The organism is Pseudoduganella ginsengisoli (assembly GCF_009720865.1).
GTDB lineage: Bacteria > Pseudomonadota > Gammaproteobacteria > Burkholderiales > Burkholderiaceae_D > Rugamonas > Rugamonas ginsengisoli.
The window spans coordinates 20,095-45,656 of sequence record NZ_WNLA01000006.1; the positions used below are offsets into that span (position 1 = coordinate 20,095).

General features: G+C 59.5%; 26 protein-coding genes. 15 read left to right on the top strand and 11 right to left on the bottom strand.

Annotated elements, in window-relative coordinates; translation table 11 throughout:
- Nucleotides 1-487 precede the first annotated feature (487 nt).
- The 7 genes from GM668_RS11385 (at nt 488) to GM668_RS11415 (ending at nt 12,119) form a co-directional block, all read left to right on the top strand.
- Nucleotides 488-3,856, top strand: coding sequence for a protein NO VEIN domain-containing protein (locus GM668_RS11385; RefSeq protein WP_155439085.1), 3,369 nt, complete (start codon nt 488-490; stop codon nt 3,854-3,856).
- Between the two features lie 157 nt (nt 3,857-4,013).
- Entirely contained in the window at nt 4,014-4,961 is a 948-nt protein-coding gene (locus tag GM668_RS11390; protein ID WP_155439086.1) for an ankyrin repeat domain-containing protein, read from the top strand.
- Between the two features lie 608 nt (nt 4,962-5,569).
- On the top strand, nt 5,570-6,466 hold the full coding sequence (locus GM668_RS11395) for a site-specific integrase (protein WP_155439087.1): 897 nt from the start codon (nt 5,570-5,572) through the stop codon (nt 6,464-6,466).
- Nucleotides 6,467-6,533: 67 nt separating this feature from the next.
- Nucleotides 6,534-6,857, top strand: a complete 324-nt coding sequence (locus GM668_RS11400; protein WP_155439088.1) for a hypothetical protein — start codon at nt 6,534-6,536, stop codon at nt 6,855-6,857.
- A gap of 173 nt (nt 6,858-7,030) precedes the next feature.
- Nucleotides 7,031-8,365 carry a recombination directionality factor gene (locus GM668_RS11405; RefSeq protein WP_155439089.1) on the top strand — a complete coding sequence of 445 codons (1,335 nt, stop codon included), beginning with the start codon at nt 7,031-7,033 and terminating at the stop codon, nt 8,363-8,365.
- Nucleotides 8,366-8,375: 10 nt separating this feature from the next.
- The gene (locus GM668_RS11410; protein WP_211923378.1) at nt 8,376-9,680 is read left to right on the top strand and encodes a metallophosphoesterase family protein; all 1,305 of its coding nucleotides are present in this window, start codon (nt 8,376-8,378) and stop codon (nt 9,678-9,680) included.
- 12 nt (nt 9,681-9,692) lie between these two features.
- The gene (locus GM668_RS11415) at nt 9,693-12,119 is read left to right on the top strand and encodes a DNA repair protein (RefSeq protein ID WP_155439090.1); all 2,427 of its coding nucleotides are present in this window, start codon (nt 9,693-9,695) and stop codon (nt 12,117-12,119) included.
- Between the two features lie 36 nt (nt 12,120-12,155).
- Here the strand turns inward: GM668_RS11415 and GM668_RS11420 are convergent, their stop codons facing one another.
- Together GM668_RS11420 and GM668_RS11425 are read right to left on the bottom strand one after the other, a co-directional pair.
- On the bottom strand, nt 12,156-12,647 hold the full coding sequence (locus GM668_RS11420) for a hypothetical protein (protein WP_155439091.1): 492 nt from the start codon (nt 12,645-12,647) through the stop codon (nt 12,156-12,158).
- An 18-nt stretch (nt 12,648-12,665) separates the two neighbouring features.
- Nucleotides 12,666-14,057 carry a DUF6861 domain-containing protein gene (locus tag GM668_RS11425; protein ID WP_155439092.1) on the bottom strand — a complete coding sequence of 464 codons (1,392 nt, stop codon included), beginning with the start codon at nt 14,055-14,057 and terminating at the stop codon, nt 12,666-12,668.
- 730 nt (nt 14,058-14,787) lie between these two features.
- Between GM668_RS11425 and GM668_RS11430 the strand changes: the two genes are divergently transcribed.
- A complete protein-coding gene (locus GM668_RS11430; RefSeq protein WP_155439093.1) occupies nt 14,788-15,135 on the top strand; it encodes a hypothetical protein in 348 nt (115 codons plus the stop codon).
- Here the strand turns inward: GM668_RS11430 and GM668_RS11435 are convergent.
- Entirely contained in the window at nt 15,132-16,445 is a 1,314-nt protein-coding gene (locus tag GM668_RS11435) for a phospholipase D family protein (protein ID WP_155439094.1), read from the bottom strand. The genes GM668_RS11430 and GM668_RS11435 overlap by 4 nt on opposite strands.
- Before the next feature lie 219 nt (nt 16,446-16,664).
- Between GM668_RS11435 and GM668_RS11440 the strand changes: the two genes are divergently transcribed.
- The 6 genes from GM668_RS11440 to GM668_RS11465 all read left to right on the top strand — a co-directional run bounded on the left by GM668_RS11440 (nt 16,665) and on the right by GM668_RS11465 (nt 20,752).
- Nucleotides 16,665-17,126 carry a PRTRC system protein E gene (locus GM668_RS11440; RefSeq protein WP_155439095.1) on the top strand — a complete coding sequence of 154 codons (462 nt, stop codon included), beginning with the start codon at nt 16,665-16,667 and terminating at the stop codon, nt 17,124-17,126.
- 11 nt (nt 17,127-17,137) lie between these two features.
- Nucleotides 17,138-17,353, top strand: coding sequence for a PRTRC system protein C (locus GM668_RS11445; protein WP_155439096.1), 216 nt, complete (start codon nt 17,138-17,140; stop codon nt 17,351-17,353).
- 196 nt (nt 17,354-17,549) lie between these two features.
- Nucleotides 17,550-18,587: a PRTRC system protein F gene (locus GM668_RS11450; RefSeq protein ID WP_260115505.1), complete on the top strand. Its 1,038-nt coding sequence runs from the start codon at nt 17,550-17,552 to the stop codon at nt 18,585-18,587.
- A 20-nt stretch (nt 18,588-18,607) separates the two neighbouring features.
- Nucleotides 18,608-19,339 carry a PRTRC system protein B gene (locus tag GM668_RS11455; RefSeq protein WP_155439098.1) on the top strand — a complete coding sequence of 244 codons (732 nt, stop codon included), beginning with the start codon at nt 18,608-18,610 and terminating at the stop codon, nt 19,337-19,339.
- Complete coding sequence (locus tag GM668_RS11460; RefSeq protein ID WP_155439099.1) at nt 19,332-19,970, top strand: PRTRC system protein A; 639 nt, start codon at nt 19,332-19,334, stop codon at nt 19,968-19,970. The genes GM668_RS11455 and GM668_RS11460 overlap by 8 nt, the downstream gene beginning before the upstream one ends.
- Complete coding sequence (locus GM668_RS11465) at nt 19,970-20,752, top strand: PRTRC system ThiF family protein (RefSeq protein WP_155439100.1); 783 nt, start codon at nt 19,970-19,972, stop codon at nt 20,750-20,752. The genes GM668_RS11460 and GM668_RS11465 overlap by 1 nt, the downstream gene beginning before the upstream one ends.
- On the opposite strand, the gene GM668_RS11470 is transcribed toward GM668_RS11465, so the two are convergent.
- From GM668_RS11470 to GM668_RS11485, 5 genes are all read right to left on the bottom strand, one after another.
- Nucleotides 20,749-21,027: a hypothetical protein gene (locus GM668_RS11470; RefSeq protein WP_155439101.1), complete on the bottom strand. Its 279-nt coding sequence runs from the start codon at nt 21,025-21,027 to the stop codon at nt 20,749-20,751. The two genes, GM668_RS11465 and GM668_RS11470, sit on opposite strands and share 4 nt — an antisense overlap.
- Before the next feature lie 57 nt (nt 21,028-21,084).
- Nucleotides 21,085-21,219 (bottom strand): hypothetical protein, encoded by a 135-nt coding sequence (locus GM668_RS31435; protein WP_260115504.1) that lies wholly within the window; start codon nt 21,217-21,219, stop codon nt 21,085-21,087.
- A 131-nt stretch (nt 21,220-21,350) separates the two neighbouring features.
- Nucleotides 21,351-22,682, bottom strand: coding sequence for a PDDEXK nuclease domain-containing protein (locus GM668_RS11475; RefSeq protein WP_155439102.1), 1,332 nt, complete (start codon nt 22,680-22,682; stop codon nt 21,351-21,353).
- A 201-nt stretch (nt 22,683-22,883) separates the two neighbouring features.
- Nucleotides 22,884-23,162 carry a hypothetical protein gene (locus tag GM668_RS11480; RefSeq protein WP_155439103.1) on the bottom strand — a complete coding sequence of 93 codons (279 nt, stop codon included), beginning with the start codon at nt 23,160-23,162 and terminating at the stop codon, nt 22,884-22,886.
- Nucleotides 23,163-23,205: 43 nt separating this feature from the next.
- On the bottom strand, nt 23,206-23,481 hold the full coding sequence (locus GM668_RS11485; protein ID WP_155439104.1) for a hypothetical protein: 276 nt from the start codon (nt 23,479-23,481) through the stop codon (nt 23,206-23,208).
- Between the two features lie 174 nt (nt 23,482-23,655).
- On the opposite strand from GM668_RS11485, the gene GM668_RS11490 reads away from it, so the two are divergent.
- Nucleotides 23,656-23,886 (top strand): hypothetical protein, encoded by a 231-nt coding sequence (locus tag GM668_RS11490; protein WP_155439105.1) that lies wholly within the window; start codon nt 23,656-23,658, stop codon nt 23,884-23,886.
- Here GM668_RS11490 and GM668_RS11495 read toward each other — a convergent pair.
- The 3 genes from GM668_RS11495 to GM668_RS11505 form a co-directional block, all read right to left on the bottom strand.
- Nucleotides 23,872-24,327: a hypothetical protein gene (locus GM668_RS11495; protein ID WP_155439106.1), complete on the bottom strand. Its 456-nt coding sequence runs from the start codon at nt 24,325-24,327 to the stop codon at nt 23,872-23,874. The two genes, GM668_RS11490 and GM668_RS11495, sit on opposite strands and share 15 nt — an antisense overlap.
- Nucleotides 24,328-24,438: 111 nt before the next feature.
- Nucleotides 24,439-24,726 (bottom strand): hypothetical protein, encoded by a 288-nt coding sequence (locus tag GM668_RS11500; protein ID WP_155439107.1) that lies wholly within the window; start codon nt 24,724-24,726, stop codon nt 24,439-24,441.
- 56 nt (nt 24,727-24,782) lie between these two features.
- Nucleotides 24,783-25,157 carry a hypothetical protein gene (locus GM668_RS11505; RefSeq protein ID WP_155439108.1) on the bottom strand — a complete coding sequence of 125 codons (375 nt, stop codon included), beginning with the start codon at nt 25,155-25,157 and terminating at the stop codon, nt 24,783-24,785.
- Nucleotides 25,158-25,562: the final 405 nt, after the last annotated feature.

Genomic DNA, 25,562 nt, shown 5'->3' on the forward strand with positions numbered 1-25,562 from the left:
TTAAAGGATGCGGCGCGGTGCTGAAGCTCATGTGGCATGGACCGATTCGCCATGTCGGGATGAGCCCTCGTTTCCCGCTAGCCCCTAATGTGTTGTACGACTCTATGCCTTGGCGCTGCTTCATCCCAGTTAACTCAGACGTCTATCGTCCGAGGATCATCGGCTTCCGGATTGCAGACTGGGCACTAGAGGAATATATCGGTCGTATAGGCCATCGCTGGTATCCCAAGTGGCTTCAAATGCGTTTGTACCGTCAAGCGAAGCTGAGGACTCTTAAACGCCTCCGCGCGTTGATGCAAAGCCGCAAAGAACATTTAAGCGTAAATGGCCCCTAGCATCGGCTTGCAAATCAGGCTTTCCTAGGGCCCTATTGTTTCAGGCTTTGCTGGATTTGCTTTGCCATACAGCAACACATTAGCATAATATTGTGTCCGCAACGTGGCTTGCCAAATCCGCATCAAAAAGATGCCTGATCAATGGAGTGAATATGGCGTCAAACTACTTTCAGATTTGTGAAGAAAATCGTCAACGCTATGGCACAGAAGGCGCGCAAAAGTCCGGGAGGCTGGCGGCGGACTTATACGACGACCGCACGCACTTCATTTTTGAGCTTCTGCAAAATGCGGAGGATGCCCTTAGTCGGCGAGTCGACCAAGGCGGTCCACGCAAGGTGGAGTTCAAGTTATCTTCAGATCGGCTGACGCTGACTCACTACGGCAAGCCGTTCAACGAAGCCGACGTCCGCAGCGTGTGTGACATCGCTGAGAGCACCAAGGACGAAGCCTCGATTGGTCGATTTGGCCTCGGTTTCAAATCTGTCTACACCGTCACCGATTTGCCTGAGATTCACTCAGGTGATGAAGACTTTGCGATTGAAGGATACGTCTTCCCTAAACAAGCTGAGCGCACAGCACGTAAAGCGGACGAAACGCAAATCATTCTCCCCCTGAGGTCTGACGACACTGCAGCGCTGCAGGACATTACAGCGGGATTCCGTCATATTGGCGCCAGTGCGCTCCTGTTCCTTCGAAACATTGACGAAATAAACTGGAACGTTGATGGCGGGGCATCCGGATTCTATTTGCGCAACTGCCCGGAAGCACTTGGCCCGAATGTCCAACGCGTCAGCGTGATCGGCCAGGAAAGTGGCCAGGCAGAAGTTGATCAAAACTGGCTGGTGTTCCATCGCGATGTAATGGCAACTGACCAGTTGAAGAAGGGGCGTGTAGAAATTGCCTTTGCGTTGGTCGCTATAAAGGACTCCCCGAGTCGTTGGCTCGTGCATCCACTTGCCAAGTCCCCCCTTGTGGTATTTTTCCCGACCGTGGTCGAGAGTCATTTGGGCTTTCTAATTCAGGGGCCATATCGAACGACGCCTAGCCGCGACAACATACTGCCGGCCGACCCATGGAACCAGTATCTGGTCAAAGAAACGACTGACCTGCTGTTGGATGCAATGTGCTGGATGCGTGATAACGCCATGCTAGATGTCGCGGCACTACGCTGCTTGCCTCTTGACCGCGAAAAATTCGCTCAAGGTTCGCGGTTCGGCCCGATGTTCGAAGCTGTACGGCAGACATTACTGGGTGAGCCACTGCTGCCGACTTTCGACGGCAACTATGTCACTGCCCGCCAGGCAAAGCTGGCACGAACACAAGACATCAGAGAATTGTTTAGTCCGGAACAGATCGCAACACTCTTCAGTTTGGCAGGCGCAGCTTGGCTCTCTAGCGACATCACCCAGGATAAGGCACCTGAAATCCGCCACTACCTGATGCGTGAACTCGATATCGACGAAATCACGCCGGCAAAGTTGGTGCCGAGTCTAACCAAATCATTTCTTGAAGCGCAATCCGACGAGTGGATGTTACGCCTGTATGAATTTCTGAGTGGTCAAGAGGCTGCCTTACGTCGTAGGCTCGACACGATCCCGCTAGTTCGGTTAGATGACGGCATGCACATTGTCGCGCACGAAAACGGCGAAGCAAAGGCATTCCTGCCGAGTACCATCGCAACCGGATTTCCGACTGTACGCAGAGCGGTGTGCGCAACGCCGGAGGCACGCGCGTTCCTGAGTTCGCTGAAAATTACAGAACCTGACCCGGTGGACGACGTCATTCGAAACGTCTTGCCAAAGTATCGGAAGGAAGAGGTGGAAGTAAGCGAAGAAGACTATACAGCCGACATTGAACGCATCCGCGCCGCGTTCAGTACAGATTCAGCAAGCCAGAAGGACAAACTTCGAACAGCATTACGAGACACAACTTTCGTGATGGTGATCGATGCTGGCGACGGCGAAGGATATGTCGCCAAGCCACACGAAGTCTACATAGCAACTGAACGCTTGAAACAACTCTTTGCGGGAGTGAAGGGCGTAAACATAGTTGACGACACTTACGACTGTCTGCGTGGGGAGAATATGCGTGAGGTGCTGGAATCATGTGGCGCATTACGCTATCCACGCCCGCTCGAAGCACCGAACGAACTGTCACGTGAGGAGAAGTTGGAGTTGCGCCGACAAACAGGTTACGAGACCACGTCAGGGAGCAATGACCGGATCACCGACTGGTTGCTTGAAGGGGTCGACGATCTCATCGCTCTGCTGCCCAAGCTGACGGCAGAACAACGTGCCGAACGAGCCCGCCTGCTCTGGGAAAGCCTCGGTGACCTCGAAGAACGTCGCGGACGCAGCATCTTTGAAGGCTCCTACACTTGGTCACACTACGGAGAGCGCAAAACGCCGCCCTTCCCTGCGGCTTTCCTTCGCCATCTGAATAAGGCAGCTTGGGTTCCCGATTCAAGCGGCGAACTCTTGCGACCAGACCTCGTTGTATTCGATACATTAGGTTGGAAACCTAACCCCTTCCTGCTTACCAAGATCTCCTTCAAGCCACCACTCATCGACCAGTTGGCAAAAGAGGTCGGTATCGATCCTGCAGCTCTTGATTTACTGCGCAAGCTCGGCATTACGAATGTGGCTGATCTTACGACCCGACTAGGTATAACTGATTCACCGCCTCAACCTGAGTCTCCAATAGACGCAGAGCCAGAGGGCCACGCGCATTCCAACAATGACGTTTACGACAATGCGCAAGATTTGTACGGGGATGATATGCCAGACATACAGGGCGGCACACCAGATCCTGAAGGAGGTGACGGCGTGGGGATTGGCACGAGATTTGGCGGCCAAGCCCGCAATGCGGGTGCGGGTGCGGGTGCGGGTGCGGGTGCGGGTGCGGGTGCGGGTGCGGGTGCGGGTGCGGGTGCGAGCACAGCATACAACGGCGGTCACGCTAACGGGAGGCCGCACGGCGAAGCCGGCAGCCACGGTGCATCGGGTGGAACAGGCACTGGAACTGGTGGCTCCCATGGCAAAAGGCCACCTGGCCATGCCGGAGGGCGCCCTTTCATCTCCTACGTTGCTACCCATCCGAACGATGATGGAACTGACCCCGACGGTCTTGACCAAGCGACGCGAATGAAGATTGAAGGACGAGCCATTGACTTGGTCATTAACCTTGAACCTGCATTGCGCCGTACGCCGGACGGCAACCCCGGTTTTGATCTGTACGAGACCGATGCTAGCGGTAGGCAAATTCGGTGGGTCGAAGTAAAGTCGATGACCGGCAACCTGCAAGATCGACCTGTGGGCCTGTCACATACACAGTTCGACTACGCCCGTGAAAAAGGTGATGCATATTGGCTATATGTCGTCGAGCATGCGACTACTCCAGCGGAATCGCGAGTGCTTAAAATTCAAAATCCAGCTGGCATCGCGCGAACATTTACCTTCGACCACGGGTGGAGCCATGTCGCCATTAAGGAGAGGCTCCCTTTAAGGGATGCCGTCAAGTAATACTACGTTTAGCATTGGTTCGCCCACGCCAGCAAGCCGAGGATTCAAGAGCACAATAACGGGGACAGCGCGACTCTGATCGCGCCGGTGCCTGCTGCTGAATATGATAGCGAGCGATATTCTGAGAGCATAAATAGCAGTGGATTGGGGACAAGGGATGATGTCAGAGATAGTCAAATTAGCTTATCAAGGGAAGTGGCACGAGCTACTGCCGTATTTGGACCGCCAGCCTGAACTGATCAACGCACGGAGTTCAAAAGGCTATACGCCGTTGCATCAGGCAGCATGGCATGGCGCGAACCGTCACGTCGTCTGGTCGCTACTCAATTTAGGAGCGGACACCTCTTTACGCACGCTTAATGGCAATCAGTCGGCCGCCGAGATCGCAGTAGAAAAGCACCCCGAAAGGGAAGACCTGCATTTTCTGCTGCAGGACAACAGCCGCACTCCAACTCAGCTACTTCGCAAACTCATCGCTGAAAAGCCTGCTCTCTTCGACGCGTATGATGGCAATCGTCTGTTGTGCGACCGGGTAATTGAAACCCTTTACAGCGGCGATAGGCAACGGGCGGGAACCGATATTGAGGAGACGCTTCTGACCTCGATACGTGCAGCTGCTGGCTCGGATTTTTTTCAATTGGGAAGCATTGACGTCGGTTCTCCGCCGATAAATATGATGGCTTCTACTCGATTGTGGCTTGAAACTATCGTCCCAACTGTGATCGAGATGTCATCCAAGGCGTACACCATTCCCCTGGCCCCATCTTATGCCGTCATGGCGGACTTGTTTGATCCAATTCCGTCACAGTGGGGATTCCGGGGAGATCCATTCTTGTGGATGGAAATGGCGCACGCCCTGTGCCACGTGCCGATACCGAAAGATGATAGCGTGGTCGAACTTATCCTCCGGGCTTGTTTTACATCTTTGACCGGCGCAGAGCTCAGGCGCGACCAAGACCTTACTATCCCTCGCTTTGCTCGCGGCGGCATGAGCAGCGGCATGATTAGCGGCGAGAGTTGGACGATGAGTTTGATACCGAAGTTGCGACAGCGCGCGCAATGGCTGAACGACGTTTGGTCGTCGGATGAGCTGACCGATATTTAAGCGGCAAGTGGAGGAGCATGCGGATCAAGTCCCGCATTAAATTCGCCGGACATACATCAAAAAATTAAATCACCCACCAGTCTCAAGCGACGAGTATGTGAATTGCCACCGCCATACTAACGTCTAGATCCTCAAGGTAAAATTGCCGACCGCCGACAACCCACAGGTGCAAATGCACCGGAAAAGTGAAGGGGGCCAGCTTCTTGTACAACTATGGACTAGCTCGTGATGGGGAGCACACGGTGATTTTAGCAGGTTGTCGGCACAGGACAGCGGCACTTTATAAGACTATGGCCGGGTATTTTTAAGCCCCAGCAAATGTATTAGGTCTACCTGCCACTTCCTCAGATGCCGCATGAGCTCTTAGCCCACTGCCAACGGCCATATGCCCCTACAAGGCCTTGCTGATCATCAAAGGGCAGGTAGCGCCAGCAGCGTCTCGACAATTGATGCCATCCGTATGGAGCCTCGTCCATGATGCTTCGCCTAATTGCACTGGCTCAGCCCCGTACAGCGGAAAAGCGATAAATTCCGGCCGGTTTTCAACTGGCTAGACACAAAACGAATCAGGATGATCCTATGGCATCGCCACGTTTCGGAGATAAACCATGGACGCAGAATTCTTCACCAACGCGACCGCCATGCTGCGCGCCGCCGCAGCCGGCATTAGATACGACCACATCGCCGCCGCGCACGGCGTAACGAAAAGCACCGTCTCCAACAGGGTCCGCCGTCTAGCACTGGCGTTGCAGCAAGTCGTTGGTGTCCTCGAAGTCGATGAAGACACGTCCCCCAGCGCCAGCCTGTTGCGCAACCATCAGGACGCCTACCTGGAAGCACTTGAGCATTTCCGGCCCGGCGCCGTGCCGGCCCACTTTGAGCCTCCCCAAACGTTGACATCCGCGCAGGTCGAACTGTTGCTGGGAAAAATACACCAGCACAGCCATGCGCCGCTCCGCGACAAGGCACTGTTGCTGGTCCTCCTTTCCACCGGCGCCAAGCCACTGGAAATCGCCCAGCTTACCGTTCAGGATTATATGGACGCGACTGGTCATGTGCGAAATCACTCGATATTGCGGGCCGAGATTGCCACGAACCACGCCGACCGCCCTCTGCAATTCAACTGCCCCGACACCGTTGCCGCCATCGACGCTTATCTCGCAGAGCGGTTGGTCAAACAGTTGGGAGCCTCGGCAAAACACGGCTTTCGCGGACTCGATCCCGCCAGCAGGCTGTTCCTGTCACGCGACGGACGGCCCATGCGGATTAGCCGCTCCAACACCCGCAGCCGTTACTTGGTCTGCAAGGAAATGCATGAGATATTCCGGCGCATGTTTAATCACGCTGGACTCGCCGGACTCAATACCGCGTGCGCGAGACGGATGGCGGCCTCGCGCATGTGGGAGGAAGGCGCTTCACATCAGGACATTGGCCATGCCCTGGGCGTCAAATGCGCCGCAGTACATCAACTGCTGAAAGCAGCAGGAGCGCAACATGCCTTATAACTCAGGCGCCCCCCGTTTTTCATCTTGCACTTCGATTAACAAAATACCGAGCCGCACGAGCTATGCCATGAAATCCGATCCTGAACAACTTGACGGTCGAAGTTACACCATCACCCCCGTCTCCACGGCATCAGGCAACGGCTGGTGGCTGCGCACCTTTGTGGACGGTGACGAAGTCGGATACCGCGTGTTCCTGGCGCGTACGGCCAATCGCGCCGAGAGCATGGCTTGGTGGGACGGTCTGACCAATGACGAGCGAACAGACTGTGCGACATACTCCATCAGCGCGACTGAAGCCTATCAGCGCCATCTGCTGGATGTGGCTTACGCCGAGGCGGAGACAACGGCCTGCGCATGGATGGACGCCACTGCGTTTCCAGCGCTGGTGTGAATCGGTCGGTGCCCACAAGCTGTTTTCGCTTGTCGGCATCGCTCCACCGGCGGAAAAGGCAACACCCATTGCATGCGACCGCAGGATTGGCTACAGGCACCCTCGACCACTTGCATGCGCCGTATCGGGCGAGACCATAGACCTGTTCCCCCATCTTATTTTTGGAGACAGGTATGGACAAGAACGCAGTCACGACACCGGTTGCCCCGCTGGTGCCCGCCACCATCCTCGGCCGGCAGCAAATGCGGATTCCCACCGCAGGCAAGATCCGCGCCGGCATCAAAGTGCTCACCAAGGCGGCCGCCGCCAATCCGGCCATCAAGGCGCTCTACGACGACGGCCTGGCGCACAACGCCACGTTTGAACAGATCGAGCAAAAAATCGCCGAGCGCTTCCCCGACGTGAAGACGCCGCTGGCCCCAAAAAATGTCGCATGGTTCACGGTCCGCCCCAACGATTTCCCCAATCCAGCGCTGGCTGGCCAGATCCTGGCAGCATATGGCGAAGACCGCGGCGATGGCGAAGTGCGCCTGTACCGCTTCCCCGTCATCTTCCCGGCCGACGCCTGGCAAAGCGTGATGCCCCACGAACTGGCCTGCTGGGCGCGGAGCGAAAAGCGCTACTGGAGCGAATACTCGCTTGATGGCCAGACACGGCGCTGCATGATGTTTTCGCCCGCCAAGGTGGACCAGCACAAGCAGCGCGCCGTGCGCACCTTTGGCGGGCGCGGCACGCAACCACGGCCCGAGAACGACGGGTTGTGCGATCCTGAGCGCTGCCCGGAATTCCAGAACCGCCAGTGCAACCTGTCGGGCCGCTTCATCTTCTATATTCCCGGCATCCGCTCGCTCGACGCGTTCGAACTGCACACCAACAGTTTCTATGCGCTGTCGCGCGCCATCGAGCGCTTCGAGGCCATCGCTTTCATGCGCGGCGGCCGGATCGCCGGCTTCCTCGACCGCAACCGCACGCCGTTTTATTTTACCAAGAAGCTGCGCGAGGTATCGCACCTGGACGCCAAGACCGGACAACCGGTGCGCAGCGCGCACTGGATCATCGAACTGGAAGCACCGGTCGACGTGGCCGCGCTGCTCGCCCAACAGGATGTGGAGTCCACGCTGCGCATCGCGGACGACGCTGCACGCGCGCTGCAAGGCGACGTCGCGCCAATGCCCAATGACGCGAGCGATTCCATCCAGGTAGTGGACATGCCGGCTGATGCAGCGGGCAATACCCCGGCTGCCACGCAAGCCCGGCAAACGCCCTCGCGGAGCACGGCGGCGGCACCGCCAGCCAACGCGGAAGGCGCGGATGCGGTCTACGCACTGGGCGCCGAACTTGGCGTGGAGCGCGCCCGGCTGGATGCCTACCTGGATTGGGCATGGGGTGCTGGCTGGCGGCGCAACGCGCAGGGCATCAAGCGTGTGCAGGCCGAACTGGCGCGCTACCAAGGCAATGCCGAGGGATTGCGCCAACACATCGACGCCGAAATCGGCCCACAGGAATAAGGAGTTCGCCATGATCACCATCGCGCACTTCTCCGACCTGCACTATGCCGACGACACGCTGGCCGAAGTGGACCGCTGCTTCGCCCATGCCGTGGACGAGGCCATCCGCCACGGCGCGGAAGTGGCCATCATCACCGGCGATAGCACCGACCACGCACTGCCGGCGCACTCCCCCGCCTTCGCCGCGCTGGCCCGGCAAATCCGCCGCCTGGCCGACCATTGTCCCGTGCTGATGCTGCAGGGCACCTACAGCCATGAGCCGCCAGGCATGCTGCGCCTGTTCTCCCTGCTGGGCGGCCGCTATCCGGTACATGTGGCCGACCGGATCGAACAGGTGACGCTGCTGGGTGATGGCAGCTGGCTGGCTTCGGCCAACTGGCGCTTCGACACCGTGCCAAGCGGTGCGCGGCTGCTGTGCAGTTGCATTCCCACCTTGAACAAGGCGGCGCTGGCCGCCACCGTCGGCGCGGGCAACGCCGCCTGCGCCATGGGCGAACACCTGGCCATGCTGCTGGAGGGGCTGGCGCCCATGCATGACGCGGCACGCGCACGCGGCATCCCGACGGCCGGGCTGTCACATGGCACGGTGCATAGCTGCACCACCGAACACGGCGTGCCGATGGCGGGCCTGGACCATGAATTCACCAAGGGAGCGCTGTTTTCCGCGCACGCCAGCGCCTTCCTGTTGGGCCATATCCATATGCACCAATGCTGGCGCATCGAGGGCCAAATGATCGCCTACCCGGGATCGATCGGGCGGCTACATTACGGCGAGCAGGGTGAAAAAGGCTTCCTGGTATGGCATGTCGAAGCGGATGGCGCCGATTACGTGTTCATCCCGACGCCAGCGCGCCGCACGCATGAATTGACGTTTGAGGGTCCGCCCGATATCGCGGCCTTGTCCGACTTCGCCCGGCAGCATGACCTGGCGGGGACATGGATACGGGTGCGCTGGTGCGTCCCCGAGGAAGCCGCGCATCAGGTCGATCGCGACGCCATCGCCGCCACGCTGACTGGGGCGGCCGGGATCAAGCTGGAAGGGCGCGTGCTGCCCGTATCGCGCGCCCGGTCGGCGGGAATTGCGCGCGCGGCCGACCTGCACGCGCAACTGCGGGCATGGGCGGCGGCCACCTCGACGGACGCCACGCCGCTGGCGGCCTGCCTGGACGTCCTGGAACGACACAGCCCGGAGGCCATTGCGGAGCGGTTGCTGACATCGGAATCGAGGGAAGACGCCGGGTTGAAGATCGGGAACCAGGGTGGATCATGGCATGACCGTGCGGAGGCGCCAGCCCCTGCCGTTGTCACCATCTGAAAGGACCGTGCCATGACTCCCCTGTCCCTGACACTCACCGGCTTTTGCGGCATCCGCGATGGACTGGGCCGCGACAGCATCACCGTCGACTTCGAACGCGAGACCGGGGGCGCCGCGCTGGTGGCGCTAACCGGTCGCAACGGTCGCGGCAAGAGCACCATCCTCGACAACATGACGCCCTACCCCACCATGCCATCGCGCGCCGGCGCCGATGGACTGGGCGCGTTTTCCTATTACGACGAGGTATACCTGCCGGAAAACCACAAAGAGTTCGAATGGGCGATGGACGGCGTGCGCTACCGCAGCCACCTGGTGATACGCCTGAACGGCAAGCGCCGCATCGAAGCCTACCTGCACCGGCGGGATGGACAAGGCTGGTCGCCGGTACGGCTGCACAATGGCACCGTGTCGGACGGCAAAATGGAGACCTATAGCCGCTGCGTGGAAGGCATTGCAGGATCGGCTGCGACGTTTTTCAGTACGGCGTTCTCCGCCCAGCAACGTCGCCAATTGTCCAGCTACCGCAATGGCGAGATCAAGAGCCTGCTGGCCGACCTGCTGCGCCAGGACGCCGTGCGCGAGCGTGGCGAACGCGCCGCCGAAGTGCTCAAACTGCTGCGCGCGGGTCTGATGGCCCAGCGCCAGCAACTGCAAGCCCAGCGCTTGGCGCTGGCAACGTTGGCGCAGGAGCGCGATGCTCTGGGCAACACCAGCGCCAAGGCAGACCTGGCGCGGCAAAACCGCAATGTCGCCGCTGCCAGGCTTGACGCCAAGCGTAACGCACTGGCCGCCCTGCGCGCCGAGGAAACCATGGTGGCCGCCACCGAGGCTCGCCGCGCCCAACTCCTGGCGGAACGCGAGGCGGCGCAAATCGAACACCGGCAGGCACTTGATGCGCTGGAAGCGGAACTGCGGCGCGAACAGGCGGCATTCGACGAGATGGCCGAGCGGCACGCCCAACGCGCGGCACGCCGTGAAACCCATCATGTTTCGCTCCTCGCCCAGCGCACCACGTTGCTGGATGCGCGTGAACAGGCGCGCCATGCGCAGCGCGCCGCGATCCGGCTGCCGCTATTACAGCTCATTACGGCGCGGCGCGAAGCGGACCTGGCGGGCCTGCAGGACGCGCTGGCGGAGCGTGAACGCGCCGAATCCGCATTGGCGCTGGCGCAATCCCGGCAAGCCGGTATCGAGCGCGAGGCCGGCCAGGCGGCACTGCGTGCACAGGAACTGCGGCAACGCTTCACCTTGACCGCGGAAGTGCCGTGCGCCGGCATGGCGTTGCAAACCGGCTGCAAGCTGTTGGCCGATGCCCATACCGCACAGGCGTTGCTGCCGGATGCAGGCGCTGTGGTGGCGCGGCTCAACGAACAGCATGCCCGGCTTGCTACCGAGATTACGGCACTGCAGCACCAATCCACCGGCATTGAGCAGCTGCGCCAGGCGGAACGGCACGCCGCATTGAAGTTGACACGCAGCCGCCAGCGGCTCGCGCGCCACGAGCACATGGCGGCGCGGCTGGACGCCCTGCTGCGATCCTCCGCCATGCTGGCGGAGCTTGAGGACCGGATCGCCTCGCACACCGAGCACTGCGGCATCGAGCGGGCCGAAGAAAGCAGGGAATACGACTTGCAACGCAGCCGCCTGGAGCAAACCAATAGCCGGCGCAAGCAGGCGGCAAGCCCCACTGAAACGGTGGCGCGCCTCGACACGCTGCTTGCAGCGCTGCCCCCCGCGTTCGACCACGGCCGGGTTGGACTTGCCAACCAGGAATGCGAGGAAGCGGCGGCACGCTTGCAGGCGGCGGAGCAGGCGCACATGGCGGCGATGCGGGAAATGGACCGAGCAAACGAACTGGCCCGCCAATACGATGCACTGGCGCTAGCCTGCCAGGCGCACGAGCTACGCTTGCAGCAGCTGGAACGGAGGATGGAAGACTGGTCGCTGCTGGCTAAGGCGCTGGGCAACGACGGCATCATTGCGCTCGCCATCGACGACGCCGGGCCGGAGCTCTCGAGCCTGGCCAACCAGTTGCTGCTCGCCTGCTACGGCCCGCGCTTTTCCGTCTCGATCAAAACGCAACTGGCCACCGCCAAGGGCGAACTGCGCGAAGGCTTTGATATTACGGTGCACGACGCGCACAGCAATACGTTCAAGAGCGTGGCGAAGATGAGCGGTGGCGAGCGCATCTGGACCAACGAGTGCCTGACGCGCGCCATGGCGCTATACCTGGCGCAGACCGACGACCCGCGCTGCGCCACACTATTCTCCGACGAGGCCGATGGCGCATTCGACGCACAGAACAAGCGGCGTTTCATGGCCATGAAACGGGAAGTGTTGCGCATTGGCGGATATGCGCAGGAGTACTTCATTTCGCATACGCCCGAGTTAACAGAGATGGCGGACGCCATCATCAACCTGGAAAACTATGCAGCCTGAGCGCGCGCAAATTCGATCCGCAAATCGGCATCGATGTCACACCGTCGAAGGCATGGAGAACGGCACTGCCTTGGCAAAGCGCATCCAGTCTCGAAGCGGCACGGCACCATTTCCCACCATTAATTCGCCATGATGTAATCCAAACTCGCCGCCCACTTCCAGGAGTTTGACCAGCGGCTCGAATAAATCGGGATATCTCCCGGCGATAGGGTCACCTTCGTCAATGCCTTCGCACCACTGCAAGTAACATTCGCACGCTCTACGCAAGTACGCGTTTCGTACCTTGTCCCCCACTGCCGACTGGAACCGTTCCATCGCTTTTTTCGCGACGTGGCCATCAATAGAAAGCATCGACAACGGATTAAAAAATGGCGAAGGCATACTAATTCCTTGCTCTCCCGACATAATAGCCACACGTCTGATATATTCGCCGGCCAAGTTTTCCACCAACTCGGGGGAGCATCCCGCCATATCGAAGTTTATTTTCGATAGCCGGACTAGCCCATGTTCTACTCTGGATTCCATCATGTCATCAACTCTAACTAGTTACCATCCACCAAAACCGGGGAATGTACCATAGCCCGGCTGAGGCGGGGCCAAGTCATGCGCACCGGGCGGCGTTGAATTAAATCGACCTGCGCCGCCCAGTGCTTGGGGATCCCATGCCGCTGGGTTTCGGTATGGGATTCCCTTGGCCATCAAACTGCGCTCGCCTAACTCGTGCGCTGCCAGTTGTTGAAACCATGCCTGGCCGTCGAGGGATAAAGGTCCTTTTTGGGCCTGCATCCATGCGAACGCGATTTCATCATCGGCAGAAAAGCGCATCAAATTAAATTTACCGGTACCGCCTTCAGGAATAGCATGCTTTCCAAAAAATAGGTGCTTCTTCAATGTGGTGGCTTCTTGAATCGACAACCCCGTATTTGCCGAGACCGCCGCGATATCGCCCATGTATTTCGACCTAATGGACGAATAGGCCATTTCAGCCGGGTCATTGATGACAGTTTCACCTGCCCCGGTAAAGCCTGTGCGACCGGTATTGTTCGGCGCGTGGTTGATACCGGTCTTTGGTGATGAGGCCCTCCGCATGCTTGTCGTCGCGGACTCGGTCAACTTCATTGCGGCCGCAATACCTGGCCGCACTTGCAACTGCGGATGCCCCAGCAGTTTCCGCTCATTCCCGATTAGCCATTCCGCAAACCTGGGCCCCAACCTGGGGCTCTGCCGGATCTCTTGCAAAAGCGAAGCTTTATTTCCTCGACCTCGCGTGAGGTATGTCACCAAGGCCGCAAGGATCGCGGTCATCATGATTACATGTCCCTGCGACAAATGCCATGCGGCCGTATGGGTATTACCGGAAGCAGGAGAGATACTTTTCCATGTATCGCGGAGGTCGTCCGGTGCCGCTCCCCATGCTTCGCGGAAGCCACGTTCATACTGATCCAGCGCAGCAGGCAGCATACTGGCGAGACCTTCGGCCAATTGCTTCAGCCCCATCAGCGCCATGATCCAGGTCGCTACCTGGGCACCAGCCGCGGTGCCAATCGCCGCCCCCGGGATGGCACCAACGCCCAATGCGACGGAGCCGATAGCCCCGCCCAAGGCAGCGCCCGCGACCACAGCACCGCCGTAATACAGGGCAATTTCCTTGCAAGCGGCGACAAGTATGTCCCAGACAGCGGCAATGCCAATACCGGACAACTGTTGCTCCACCATCCGCCGAGCCATCGGGCCAGACTGATCGAGCGCTTGCCGCACACGTTCGACCCGGCCGATCCCGGCAGTGAATTGATTACCAAAATTGGTGAACGCTTGCGCAGCAGGCCGTCCCACGGAATCGTACAAGCGGCCGACAGCGACGCCTGCGCCGGTGCTCAGCCGTTGTTCAACCCGCTCCAACTCCCGCCAGATGTGTACATGATCTTTTCCGTTTAACAAAAATCAAACTCCCGATTAGGTCGCCGCGCCGCTCCAGCAATGAAAAGGACGGCGTGTGCTCTCCTTCACTGCTGAACCACTGGATTTTTAAAACGAAAACAATATCATATTTACAATATACGAAACCGCACAGTACGTTGCATGAACAGGTATGCGGCAGCGCTAGCGCTTGCTTTGAGCCGCTGAGCATTGTGCAGGTCATCAACAAACAAGAAGCGGCGGGGTGCGGCGCGCGCGTGACCGCCAGCCGGAACGAACGCCCGCCAGTACACCGTGCCCGCTTCGGGGCAATCTTATGCGACGCCAGACGCCGGTTTCGCACCTTGAAACCTCACACAAAACTATTACCAGTGCCGACCAAGCCGCTGTGCGACGATGGGTTCATCGTTCAAAGCGGGTGCAGCCGCCCTTCCTTTTCAATCATGCGGATCTGCCTCACTACTACTTCCGACCAGCGCCTCAGGCGCTCAGCAGTGCGCTCCGCTTCCGAGTGGGACAGCCATTCATCGCCAAGCGACTTGTTCGCCAGTGCGCATGCAGGCCTGTCAGGCCAATGTGCGCAGCTAACACCAGGGGGAGGCCAGCAACGGCAGGCCCCAGCAAATGCGCTCTTGTTCCACATAAGACGATGAGACGAAGCCCCTCCAGTTCGCGCATGACCCGGGCGACATTTGTACGCGCCAGGATGTGGCCGTTCCGCACGTACGAATGGATGCAAGAGAACGCTGCAATGCTTGAGCCCGTCAACGACGTGTCGGACGAGCACGGCAAGGATCTTGGGAACGCCAGCCATGCCAGGGGAACCGACATCGACATGTATCATTTTTACGTGTTCGCTGGACGCCAATGCGATGGCAGTATGTCCAACTACGAAAAATTGGCCCAGCGCCTACTCGACCTGCCCAAGCTCACCAGCGATAACGCGGACACGCGCGCGGCGCAGGCGGCGAACGCCGAAATCCAGTCCTGGATCGCTGCAATGCGCGCCGAGATCGACAAGCTAGCGGCCTCCGGATCGGTTACCCAGTTCGGCCACATCTGCAGCGGTCCAGATCAAGAAAAGGACCGGTTTACCTAACTACATTTAACTTGATATAACGGATCGGCTTCCATCAGATTAAAGCGGGCGCACTCCAGATCCTGATGTGAGAATAGCGGCTGGAATTGTTTCTCGAGCATAATGCTCTCGAATGAGAGATGCAGAGCTTTCGCCCGCGCAAGCTTCTTTAGTCCGCTCTTGATATCCGCGCCTGGCCTGACTAGTCGTTTTGCCACATCGACAGCATGGCGCGCTTGCAGCAATCCGTCGATCGCGTGTGTGACATATTTTTTTTCCAACGAGATATCCATGGCCGTGCGGATACGCTCCGCAAAGATCTTCTTCAATGAGTCGATTTGATCGGCGTTCGAACTTGCTGCAATCGGCACCATGCCCAACTCTTCACGTAGCGCCTCCAGAAATGCTGGCAATTGGGGTAAAGTCGGATTGATTGACCACGGATTAACGTTCCCTTGGAAAGCCGGGAACCGACCGGAATTCAATATTGCACGCAGTGCACTGACAGCGGCATCCGTCAATTCGAACGGTGGAGGCAACGGGCAACGGTCGTTTCGTTCGATTGCGAGTTTTGTGTACTGCTCGTCAAGCGCGCCATTAGACAGCACTTCGTCAACATGCAACCAGTAAGGCTTACGGCGCTCGTCGGGTAAGCCATCGTTACGGGCACACCAGCAGAGTATCCAGCGGTCCGGCTGAACTTTGTCGTTCTCCAAAAAGGAGACCGCGTCTTTGACCATCCCCATGGGCACGACATCTTCGTTATATTGCACCTCGCCCGCAACCCAACAGACATAGAATTCATCTGGCGCGACTGACTGATACTCTGGCAATTCCTTAGGCTTCGCGTCGTTCCTAATCGCACCCGTCTTGACTGCGCGATCCCATTGGGCGCGTAGTGCGGCCACGCGCTCAAGTTTTTCCTTAGTTGTGGGATACGTTGCCACAGCCTGGGATTTATAGGATTCAAGTAGCGCGTCTAACCCGGCAAGTGCTCGCGATTCCTGAACTACGAATCCTGCCTCTTCCAAGCCTTCTGCGCTAAGCCCGTTGGCGGTCAAATTGAAGCTGCCCACTGCGGCCTTCGTCGCGCCAAGGTAAATCTTGGCATGCAGGTTGTCGAGAAAATGCACATTCTCCCAACCGAGCAGGTCTGCGATTTCCATAATCGCCGAGGGATTGGTACCCAAGGTCGGGGACAGTACGATTTCCTTGAGAAGTTTTGCCTCAATATAAGTTGCCCAGTCGATCCCGACATAGGCTACTGCAATTCGAATTGGCAATATGTCTCGCAGCGCGCGTTGAATGTCCGATCCGTGAACGAGTTGCATGACGATTCCCAAGAGCAGTTATCGATGTGTCATCGTAGCAAGTATTGGGGTCGGGAAGCAAATGAATGGTCGATTTCGCCCTTGCAGGCCACACACGCGCTCTGCACAAGTCAGAGAGATATGGAAAGGAATGCCGCGTTGTCGCTTCATGCGTATCGCCTCTAGACCCAGTATGCCGAAGCCATACCATGGTTCCATGCCCACCAAAGGAGAACCGCCATGGGAATGTTCACCGAGTTATACCCTCTGGCCACCAGCACCCGGCTGGCGATGTTAGTCACCGCCGACGCCGAACGCGGCCTGATGACCATATCGGTCATGCCTCGTCCAAATGTCGCCGCAGCCATCAAGTTGGCTGCCGACCTGACGCTGACCGCCACGCCGGAGGAGTTCGATGCCGGATTCGTCACCGCATTGACCGGCTACCGCGCCGAACTTGCGCCGCTGCTGGAGCAGGCGGCCGCCGCAAGCCGGGCGATCCAGACCGAGAAAACCAATCTGCAAAAACAAAGTAAGCCCGCATCCAAGCCTGCGGCCGCAGCCAAGCCACACACCAAGCCCGCCCCGCGCTGCGCCGACTTGGACGGCGGCGACGAAGTCGGTGAAGCAGCCGCCCCCGACAATCCCAACAATGACCCGGACTGCAGTTGGCAGAAGAACCGCCAGCCGCAACTATTCTGACAGGAGGCATCATGGCCATCGCCGTCGAAGCAACACAACGCCGCTATCTCTACAACGGCATTACCCTGCCCGCGCCACCGGGCCTGACGCACCGGGAAGTGCGCGACCTGCACAGCGCCATCTACCCGGAACTGATCAGCGCCGAAATCGTCGTGGCCGATGAACTGGTTGGCGGGGTACAAGAAATCACTTTCCGCCGCGCGGTCGGCACGAAAGGTGCACGATGAACTGGAGCGAATTTACCGCCTTGACCACCGCCATGGCGGACGGACGCGCCGAACCCTGCGCCGCCAAGACGAACCGCGCGCTGAACAAGCGGCACCTTATTCATGCCGCGCATTGCTGGCAGCGCTTTGCGCACGCCTGCGCCAACACCGCGACCGGCGTCGGCCCAGCGGCACTGCGTCCCGTACCGCCCTCGCCATGGCTGCCGCCCCTACCCTAGCCGCTCTGGCGCAGCCCGTGCTGGCCGCAGACATTCCGGCGACGATCCTGCCAGCGGCCGGCCAGCGCGTGGCGGGAACGCTGGCTGGCTACCTTGCGTGCGCCAAAGTGATCACACGGCGTGACTTTCCGCTGGCGGCGAGCGATCCATTGGCCGCTTGCGCTGCGGTCCTGTCCAAGTGGCTGCACCGGCACATCGGTGACACGGCCTGCCTGGAACCGTTGTTCCAGATCGAACCGGTGGCCATCGATCATATCGACGACTTCGACGAAGCCGCCTGCGCTCTGGATGCCGCCGAGGCACAGGCGGTGCGCGGCGTCCATATCCGCTGGTCGGAGCGCAACATCTGCCACTGGACCGTGGGTCCGGGATTCGAGCGGCTGGAAGCGGCAGTTCCCGGCCTTGGCGCGACCGTGCTGGACATACTGGAGGAAAAAAGCTGGCAAGCCTATCCGCTGTTTACGCCATCGAATGTGCTGGACGAGGCATCGAACCAATACTGGCTGGGCGAAGAGGACGAGACGGAAATGCTGGACAGCGAGTGCGGCGATGACAAGGAGGCATGGGAGGCGATGCGCGCCGACATGGTAACGCGCGCCGACATCGAGCAAGCGTTCCCGGCGTGGGCGTTGCGGCGCAGGCCGGAACGCATGCCACTGCCAGTCCTGCGCGACATTGCCATCGAACACGTCGATGGGTACGTGCGGCGCGCCACAACGCTGGCGCTGGCATTGGCGGAAACGCCGACAGACAACACCTTTGCCTCGCGCCGGGAAGGCTTGTTCACCGGCTTTTGCGCGGTGCTGTGCTGGCGCGACGAGGACATCGCGGTGCGCGTATCGGACGACTACGCACACTATGCATGGCAGGGCGATTCATTCGAGGAAATTGGCGAGGTCATTCTCCCGACAGCGGACCCGCGCGCCTTTCGCCAATGGATGCGCGCGATGGAGCCCAACCTGCGCGCCATCGGCCTGATCGACCAGTTGCTGCTGCATCTGGCCGAGGGATACTGATTCCACAGGAGGAACATACCATGCATGCGACATTCCAAGTCCACGCCCCGCGCGCCGCCAGCTACCTGCTGGCCGAGGCCGTCCTGATCTACCGGGAACACGGGGCCAGCCAGCCACACGCCTATGCCAGCATCCATGCGGTCGAAGTGGCCGATGGCCGTCCCGTTATTCTCGCGGGAAAACCGATGACACCCCGCGCGGCGCACCGGCTGGCGCGCGACCTGAACCACCAGAGCGGCGTCGGCGCGTCGTTCCTTGATGGCAGGACACTCTACAGCGGCCCGAACCTGCTGGTGTGGTGGCAACCCGCCACGACACGGCACATCGCGTTCAAATGCACGGAGTTCGGCGAGCGTGGCGAAGTCGTGCCGCACCCTGCGCTGGTCTTCGCGGTCGGCCCCAAAGGCTGGCACGTGTGGGCGGTGAAAGGAACGAAGCGACCGACGCGCGACACCGGGCTCTACCGAGCCCCCTACTTCAACGTCAGCGATACCGGTGCGATCTGCCAAGGCAGCGCGGTTCTCCCCAGCGGCGAGGCCAGCAGCCGGATCGATGCATGGGTCGATGCCTTCTTCTGCTCGTTCTTCTCGCACCCGAACGGCGCCAAGACGGTACGCCATCCCGGCGGGGCTTACGCATTCTGGCAATCCATGCTGGACGCACCGCCCGCGCGCTTCCCGGGGCGCTCGCTTCTGCCCACCGGCGTAACGCTGGCCGACGCCATCGAGAAAATTGGAGGCGGCGATGCTTGACCCGCGTGACGCCGCGCTGCTGGCCGCCTGCCCCGTCGTCGCCATGCCGCGCCATGGCGAGTTGCCGCCGATGGCGACCGGCATGCGACTTGTCGTGGCCGCCAACGGCCTGTTCGTGCAGGCGCGCCTGCCATGGCTGGAATGCGTAGCGCAATGCGGCCACATCGACGCCACGCTGCCGCTACCGTATGGATCTCTTGCACCGCAACTGGCGCTATCGTTTGGCGTCATTCCGGCGGGGCTACTGCGCCAGTTCGTTCAGATGGCCCGGCAAGCCAGTCCAACCGAGACGGCGGCAGCTATCATCCATTGCGCCAACACCGGCGCACTGCGCATGGCCCCCTGCGAGACCATTGAGGCCGATGGGTTGCACGTGATCTACCGTCCGCCCCTGCTGGCCGCATCCGAGCAGGTCGTGGTCGATCTGCATTCGCACGGCGATGGCAGGGCGTTCTTTTCGGCGCAGGACGACTTAGATGACCGGGCCATCAAGCTGTGTGGCGTCTTCGGGCGGGTGCGCAGCCACCATCCTGAAGCCCGGTTCCGGTTGGCCATCAATGGCCTGTTTATCGACTTGTGCGAGCGGTGGGACGACTTCATCGGGCTTGCACGCATGGAGGGAAGCGAATAATGGACACCCTGCCCCACAGGATCGACAGCGAACTGCTCACGCGCCGTGTGACCATCCATCTGGCGGGTGTCGGCGGCAATGGCGCGCAGATGGCGGGTTGCCTTGCGCGGCTAGACATTGCCATGCGCGCACTCGGCCACCCAGCGGGCCTGTACGTGCATGCTTTTGATCCGGATACGGTGAGCGAGGCCAACGTTGGGCGCCAACTTTATAGCCGTAGCGACATTGGCACCCACAAGGCGGTGGTGACGATTTCGCGCCTGAACCACTTCTACGGACTGGACTGGGACGCCAGCATCCACCCCATCGAACAGGCTTGGCGGGGCGAACGCCAGTTCCGGCAGCGGGAAGCGGATATTCTGATCAGTTGCGTCGATACCCGAGCCGCGCGGCGCAGGACGCACGAATACCTGTTTTCCGGTGCCCGCTACGCATACTGGCTGGATCTGGGCAACCGCCAGCACGATGGGCAGGTGGTGCTGGGCCAGCCGCCGAGCACGCGGCTGCCGCTCGATGCGCCGCAGCGGCTGCGCTGCGTCACCGAGCGCTATCCGGAACTGTTGGAGCAAGGTGGACCGGAAGACGACACTCCTTCATGCTCGGTGCGCATGTCACTGGCGTCGCAAGGCTTGTTTATCAACGACGTCGTGGTCCGTTTTGCGGCACAAGTGCTCTATGAGCTTTTCTCCAACGGAGGGCTGGCAGGGAACGGCATTGTCTGCAATCTGGCCGAGAAAAAAACCGTGCCAATGGCAATCAACAAGCTCGACCGGACGCGTTAAGAGGCTCCTGTAGCTGACGTCGGCTTCTTAAAGGGAAGGATGCATCCTACCTTGCCACCTAGCCGGCGGCGAATATTTTCAAGCCTGATCTCTTCGACCATTTCATCCATTTGCTGCTGGCTCAACGGCTCGGCGTCCTTTGGGCGTTCGCTCAGCCAGATGATCAGCTTTTCACAAGCCAGCCTTGCATCAGGGTCCATGGCTTCCAGATGGGGCAATATGTCCCTCTCAAAGTCGACCTCGACAATTGATGATGGGTCTTCGCTATCTATCATTGCATTCCTTTACCGCCACCGGCCGCCTGCGAACGGCGTGTTGCGTCTTTCCTTGGTTTATTTTGCAAACCGCGCATCGAACGCCTTGTCGCGGTCCCGGGCGTTCATTTTATCCTGCCGGTCAGCGGCCAAAAAGCCGACCACGGCGGCGAGTAGGATGATGACGATGACAATTAATGGCTTCTTTCCCATAATTCCTCCGCTTCGTGGGCTGGTCGACACTCCACCTTCTTCCATAACAAACCACCATTCGGGCAAATTACGCCGACCAGCATTAGTTCGGCCAAGTAGACACCTGCGATCGGTGCCACTTCGCGTCCGCGTCAGTTTGTCATCAGAGTATGAATGGCCTTGAGGAATGCGCCACCGGTTTCCGTCGCCTCGGCCGCCTTGCTTGGATCAAGATCAATGCCATGCACTGCCTGGTTCATCGTCGCCAGCGCCTCCAGGAATTGTTCGGTCCCCGGAATGATCACGCCCAGGCTTTGCAACGTTTTCAACAAACTCGCCACACCCACCGGTAGTTCCACCGCGCCGCGTGCCGCAGCAAGTCGCCTCAGTGCGGATTCGATTTCCATCCGCATTTTGATCACTGCCATCAACGGAAACTCGCGCGACAAATCCTCGATCGTCGGCAATGCTTGCTGCAGCTGCGGCGGCAGCGCGGAGGACATGCGGTATTGCGCCACACCGATGGGCTTGCTGGAATCGCGCAACGCATACTCGACGATGACCTCGTTGCGGCCCTTGCAAAGGATAATACCAATGGTCGGCTGGTCATCCGGGTGCCGCAATTGGGCATCCACGGCAGAGAGGTAAAAATTCATCTTGCCTGCGAATTCCGGCTTGAAGTCCTCAATTTTAAGTTCGATAACCACGAAGCAGCGCAGGCGCAGGTGATAAAACAGCAGATCCAGATAGTAATCCTGCCCGCCCACCTCAAGATGGTATTGGCTTCCCACGAAAGCAAAGCCTTTGCCTAGCTCCAGGATCAGCTCGCGCAGGTGGTCGATCAGTCCCCGCTCCAGGTCACGCTCAAGCAAATCAGGCCCGAGCGAGAGAAAATCGAACGTGTAAGGGTCCTTCAGCAACTGTTGCGCCAATTCGGACTGCGGTGCGGGCAGCGTACGGGCGAAGTTGGTAATGGCGCCACCTTGACGGGAATAGAGGTCGCTGGAAATCTGATGGTCCAGTACGTTTCTGCTCCACCCATGCTCCACGCACTGCCTTGCATACCACACCCGCTCGGTCTCCGACTTTACGCCCTCGACAAGGCGGATATTGTGGCCCCACGGCAATTGTGCAACAAGCTGTTGCACAATTGCCGGGTCCGGCCATGCACTAGCAAACGCACGCATGTACTTCAAATTACGGGGAGAAAGTCCTGTCATTTCAGGGAAGGCCCGGCCAAGATCTGCGCCGAGGCGTTCGATCACTTTGGCTCCCCAGCCTTCGTGCTGCTGGCGCGCCAAAATCTCCCGCCCGATGTCCCAATATAGCAAAACCAGTTCACGATTGACCGCCAAGCCAGCACGCAACCGCGCCTGCGAGATTTTCGCCTTCAGCTCGCTGACCAGTGCCAGATACGCCCCGGCATCAACTTCGGGCACGACACTGGCTCCCAGCTTACCGCGCCCACCTGCCGACTTCACCATTGCTCCCCCAAGTCCAGCACTACTGAAACCACATCGAGCAGGAACCCATATTCAAGATCACGCTGCAAAAGCGCTATTTTAACGTGCCAACCAGCCGCCTGGTGGTGGCCATACACGCCGTAACGGCAGGCGCGGATGCAAAGGGACGGCCAAACTGCGCCGTCCCTGCCATTTTCACCTGCGATCGGGTCTTCCCTCACTTCATGCCACCGGATGGATAACTCCAAACCCGGCATCCGTCCGTGCACTGGCGTAGCCTTCCTGCCACATCCGCGCCAAGGATTGGTCCAGAGCAAACAGCTCGGGCATTGCCTTGACACCGATAAGATAAGCAACATACCCCGCCCGCATTGCGCGAAGGAGCACTAGGCTCAGCGCCTCCACGCTACGCGTTGGATCGGCTTCCGGCCGCCAATTTGCGAGCCACGTCTGCAGCGCCATCCACTCGCCCAGGCCAGCCACGTTATCGATTTCTTCCATCTCCGCCGACAACTGGTGAACTGGACAAACAACCTGATTACTCTCACACCTCATGTTCAATGCCCTCCATGCCCTTCAATTCTTCCAGGGCCACGCCGCCGTTTTCGCGGCAGATATCCCTGGCCGAACACAGGGAACCATTCCTGAGGTTGCAAAAGCAGATGCAAGTGCGGTTCGTGCGGATAAACAGCGTGCCGTCCCTTGCACGCACCCGCCTGCCCGGCCTCAGCTCCTCCAGCCATACCAGCAGTGGCGCACACAACGCGTCAAAGCGCGCGTCCACGTTCCCCTGTGGTGAATTCCAGTCCATGCGTTTCATGATGCCCTCCTTCCTCGCATGATTTTTTCGGTTCGCGGCAAAACCGGTGATCCCGCACGCACAGCAGTTGAATGCGCGGGGATCTATGCTTAACATGGTTTTACCAGCGAAACGCCAGTGCGCAAGCGCGCATGCACCGCATTCCCATCAACCCCAACGCCACGGCGAATTCCCATGCTGCGACTAGGAATCCATATCCGCCTGACTCCGAACGAGATCGAGAACCTGGCCTTCATTACCGGAATTACTCCCGGCCAGATCAGGACCATCGGCGACTTGAAGCGCTACATCCGCAAGTGCAAGCGCCACTACTGGGGCACCTCCAGGGATACCCGCGAACTGCATCGTCTGATCGACGAGGCGTATCGCGGGTGCCTGGAAGGCCACCACCTAGCGGCTCTCTGACCCGGTGGCCGGCGCCTTCGGTTCCTCCTGCACCGCCTTGCTCTTTTGTGCCGGGCGTTTTCCGATCTTGCGCAGTTGAACCGTCGCCGGTTCGTCGTGCCGCACCAAAAACGCGAGGCCGGCTTCGGCCGTGAAGCGCCAGCAGCGCGCCAGCACGGCGAACGGCCAGCCGAGCACCCCGAATAACATGAAGCGCAGCGCCTTGCCGACCGCTCGGGCTCTGGCCTGCCGCTCCTTCGCTCGCCGCAACGACTGCCGGCAGCGCAGGTACAGGCCGGAATGCTGACGCCTGGCGTCGTCGTCCTGGTCCATGTGTGCAATCAGTTCCGCGGCGACCGTGGGATCGCCGACAGTGCGGTAGAACTGCGACCACACCATTTCCTCTTCGCGGCCCATGCGGCGTTGCTGCCGATTGCCACGACCTTCCTGTTCCTTGCCCATGATGCCCTCCCAAAAAAAATGCGAGGCACCATGCCCTCGCGGGACTGCGATGCCCCGCCAGTTCAAACCATCGTCTTGCCTTATAGGCCATTACCGCGCCGATGCTCCGTCTCACCCATGAAACGGACATGGATTGCCTGTACCATCATTACAGCTCGGGCAATCATCCATGTCCTGGCGCAGCAACTCGGTCATGTAGCCGTCATGCCAGCGCGATTCGAGCAACTCTTCCCCCTTAAATAGCAAGGGCACCTGGTCGATGTTTGCTCGCGCGTCCCGCACACCTTGCGCCATGGCCTCGTACAACACGTCACAGTACAGCTCTTGCGCCTCTTCCGGGTTACACAGCGCCGTGATTTTTGCCTGCGCAAGCATCACCCTGATATCCAATCCACGCATGATCGTCTTGCCTCCCTGGGAAAGTAAACCAGCGATACAGATACATCGCCACGTCATTACCCATGGACCGGACAAGCCCTGCCGCTGCCGTCGTGCCACTGCCGGCAACCCAACCATTCCAGCGACTTGATTTCGCCATCAAAACCAAGCTGCCAGTAAGCGCGCAAATCACCGGCACCGGCAAACATCAACGGTGGCCGGCAGATGGCATCGCGGGCATCCTGCTCACCCAACCGCATTGCTTCCCATCCAGCGCAAAAGCGCAAGACCTCGGCCCTGCCTGCATCAAACATCGTCATCATCCGCGCGCCGGTGTGTAATACCCTGCTACGCAAACCACGAATCATGCCCTTCGGCCAGCGGGCCTTGAGCAACGCTTCATCCGCTTCCCAAAACAAGGGGTCGGCAAAATCGTCCAGGTTGGAACACATGATGTACCTCCTTCTGTCAACAATGAAAAAAGGGAGCACGGTTCCCTGGCGGGAACCATGTCCCGCCACGCGCCACGCCGGCGCGACTGGGTTCATGCGCACAAGCGCAGAGAAAAAAGGCCCGTGATTCTCGCGAACCAGGGCCTCAACCTGAAGAAGCAAATGAAAATGCTTCAGAGAGCGGAGCACAAGTGCCACGCAAACCTGTTGGAACTACTCAGTCCGACGCGCGGGGCGAAGGACAACGCGGGCATGAAAGCCAGCAATACGCAGACGGGTGACGACCGCAACGCCTTGGGTGAACCAAGGTCCAGGAAACACACCGCGATGGAGCGCACCTGGAGCAATGTAGGAGCGATTCCCACAATAAGCGTCTTCATCATTGCACCTGCCGCTCGTAATTTC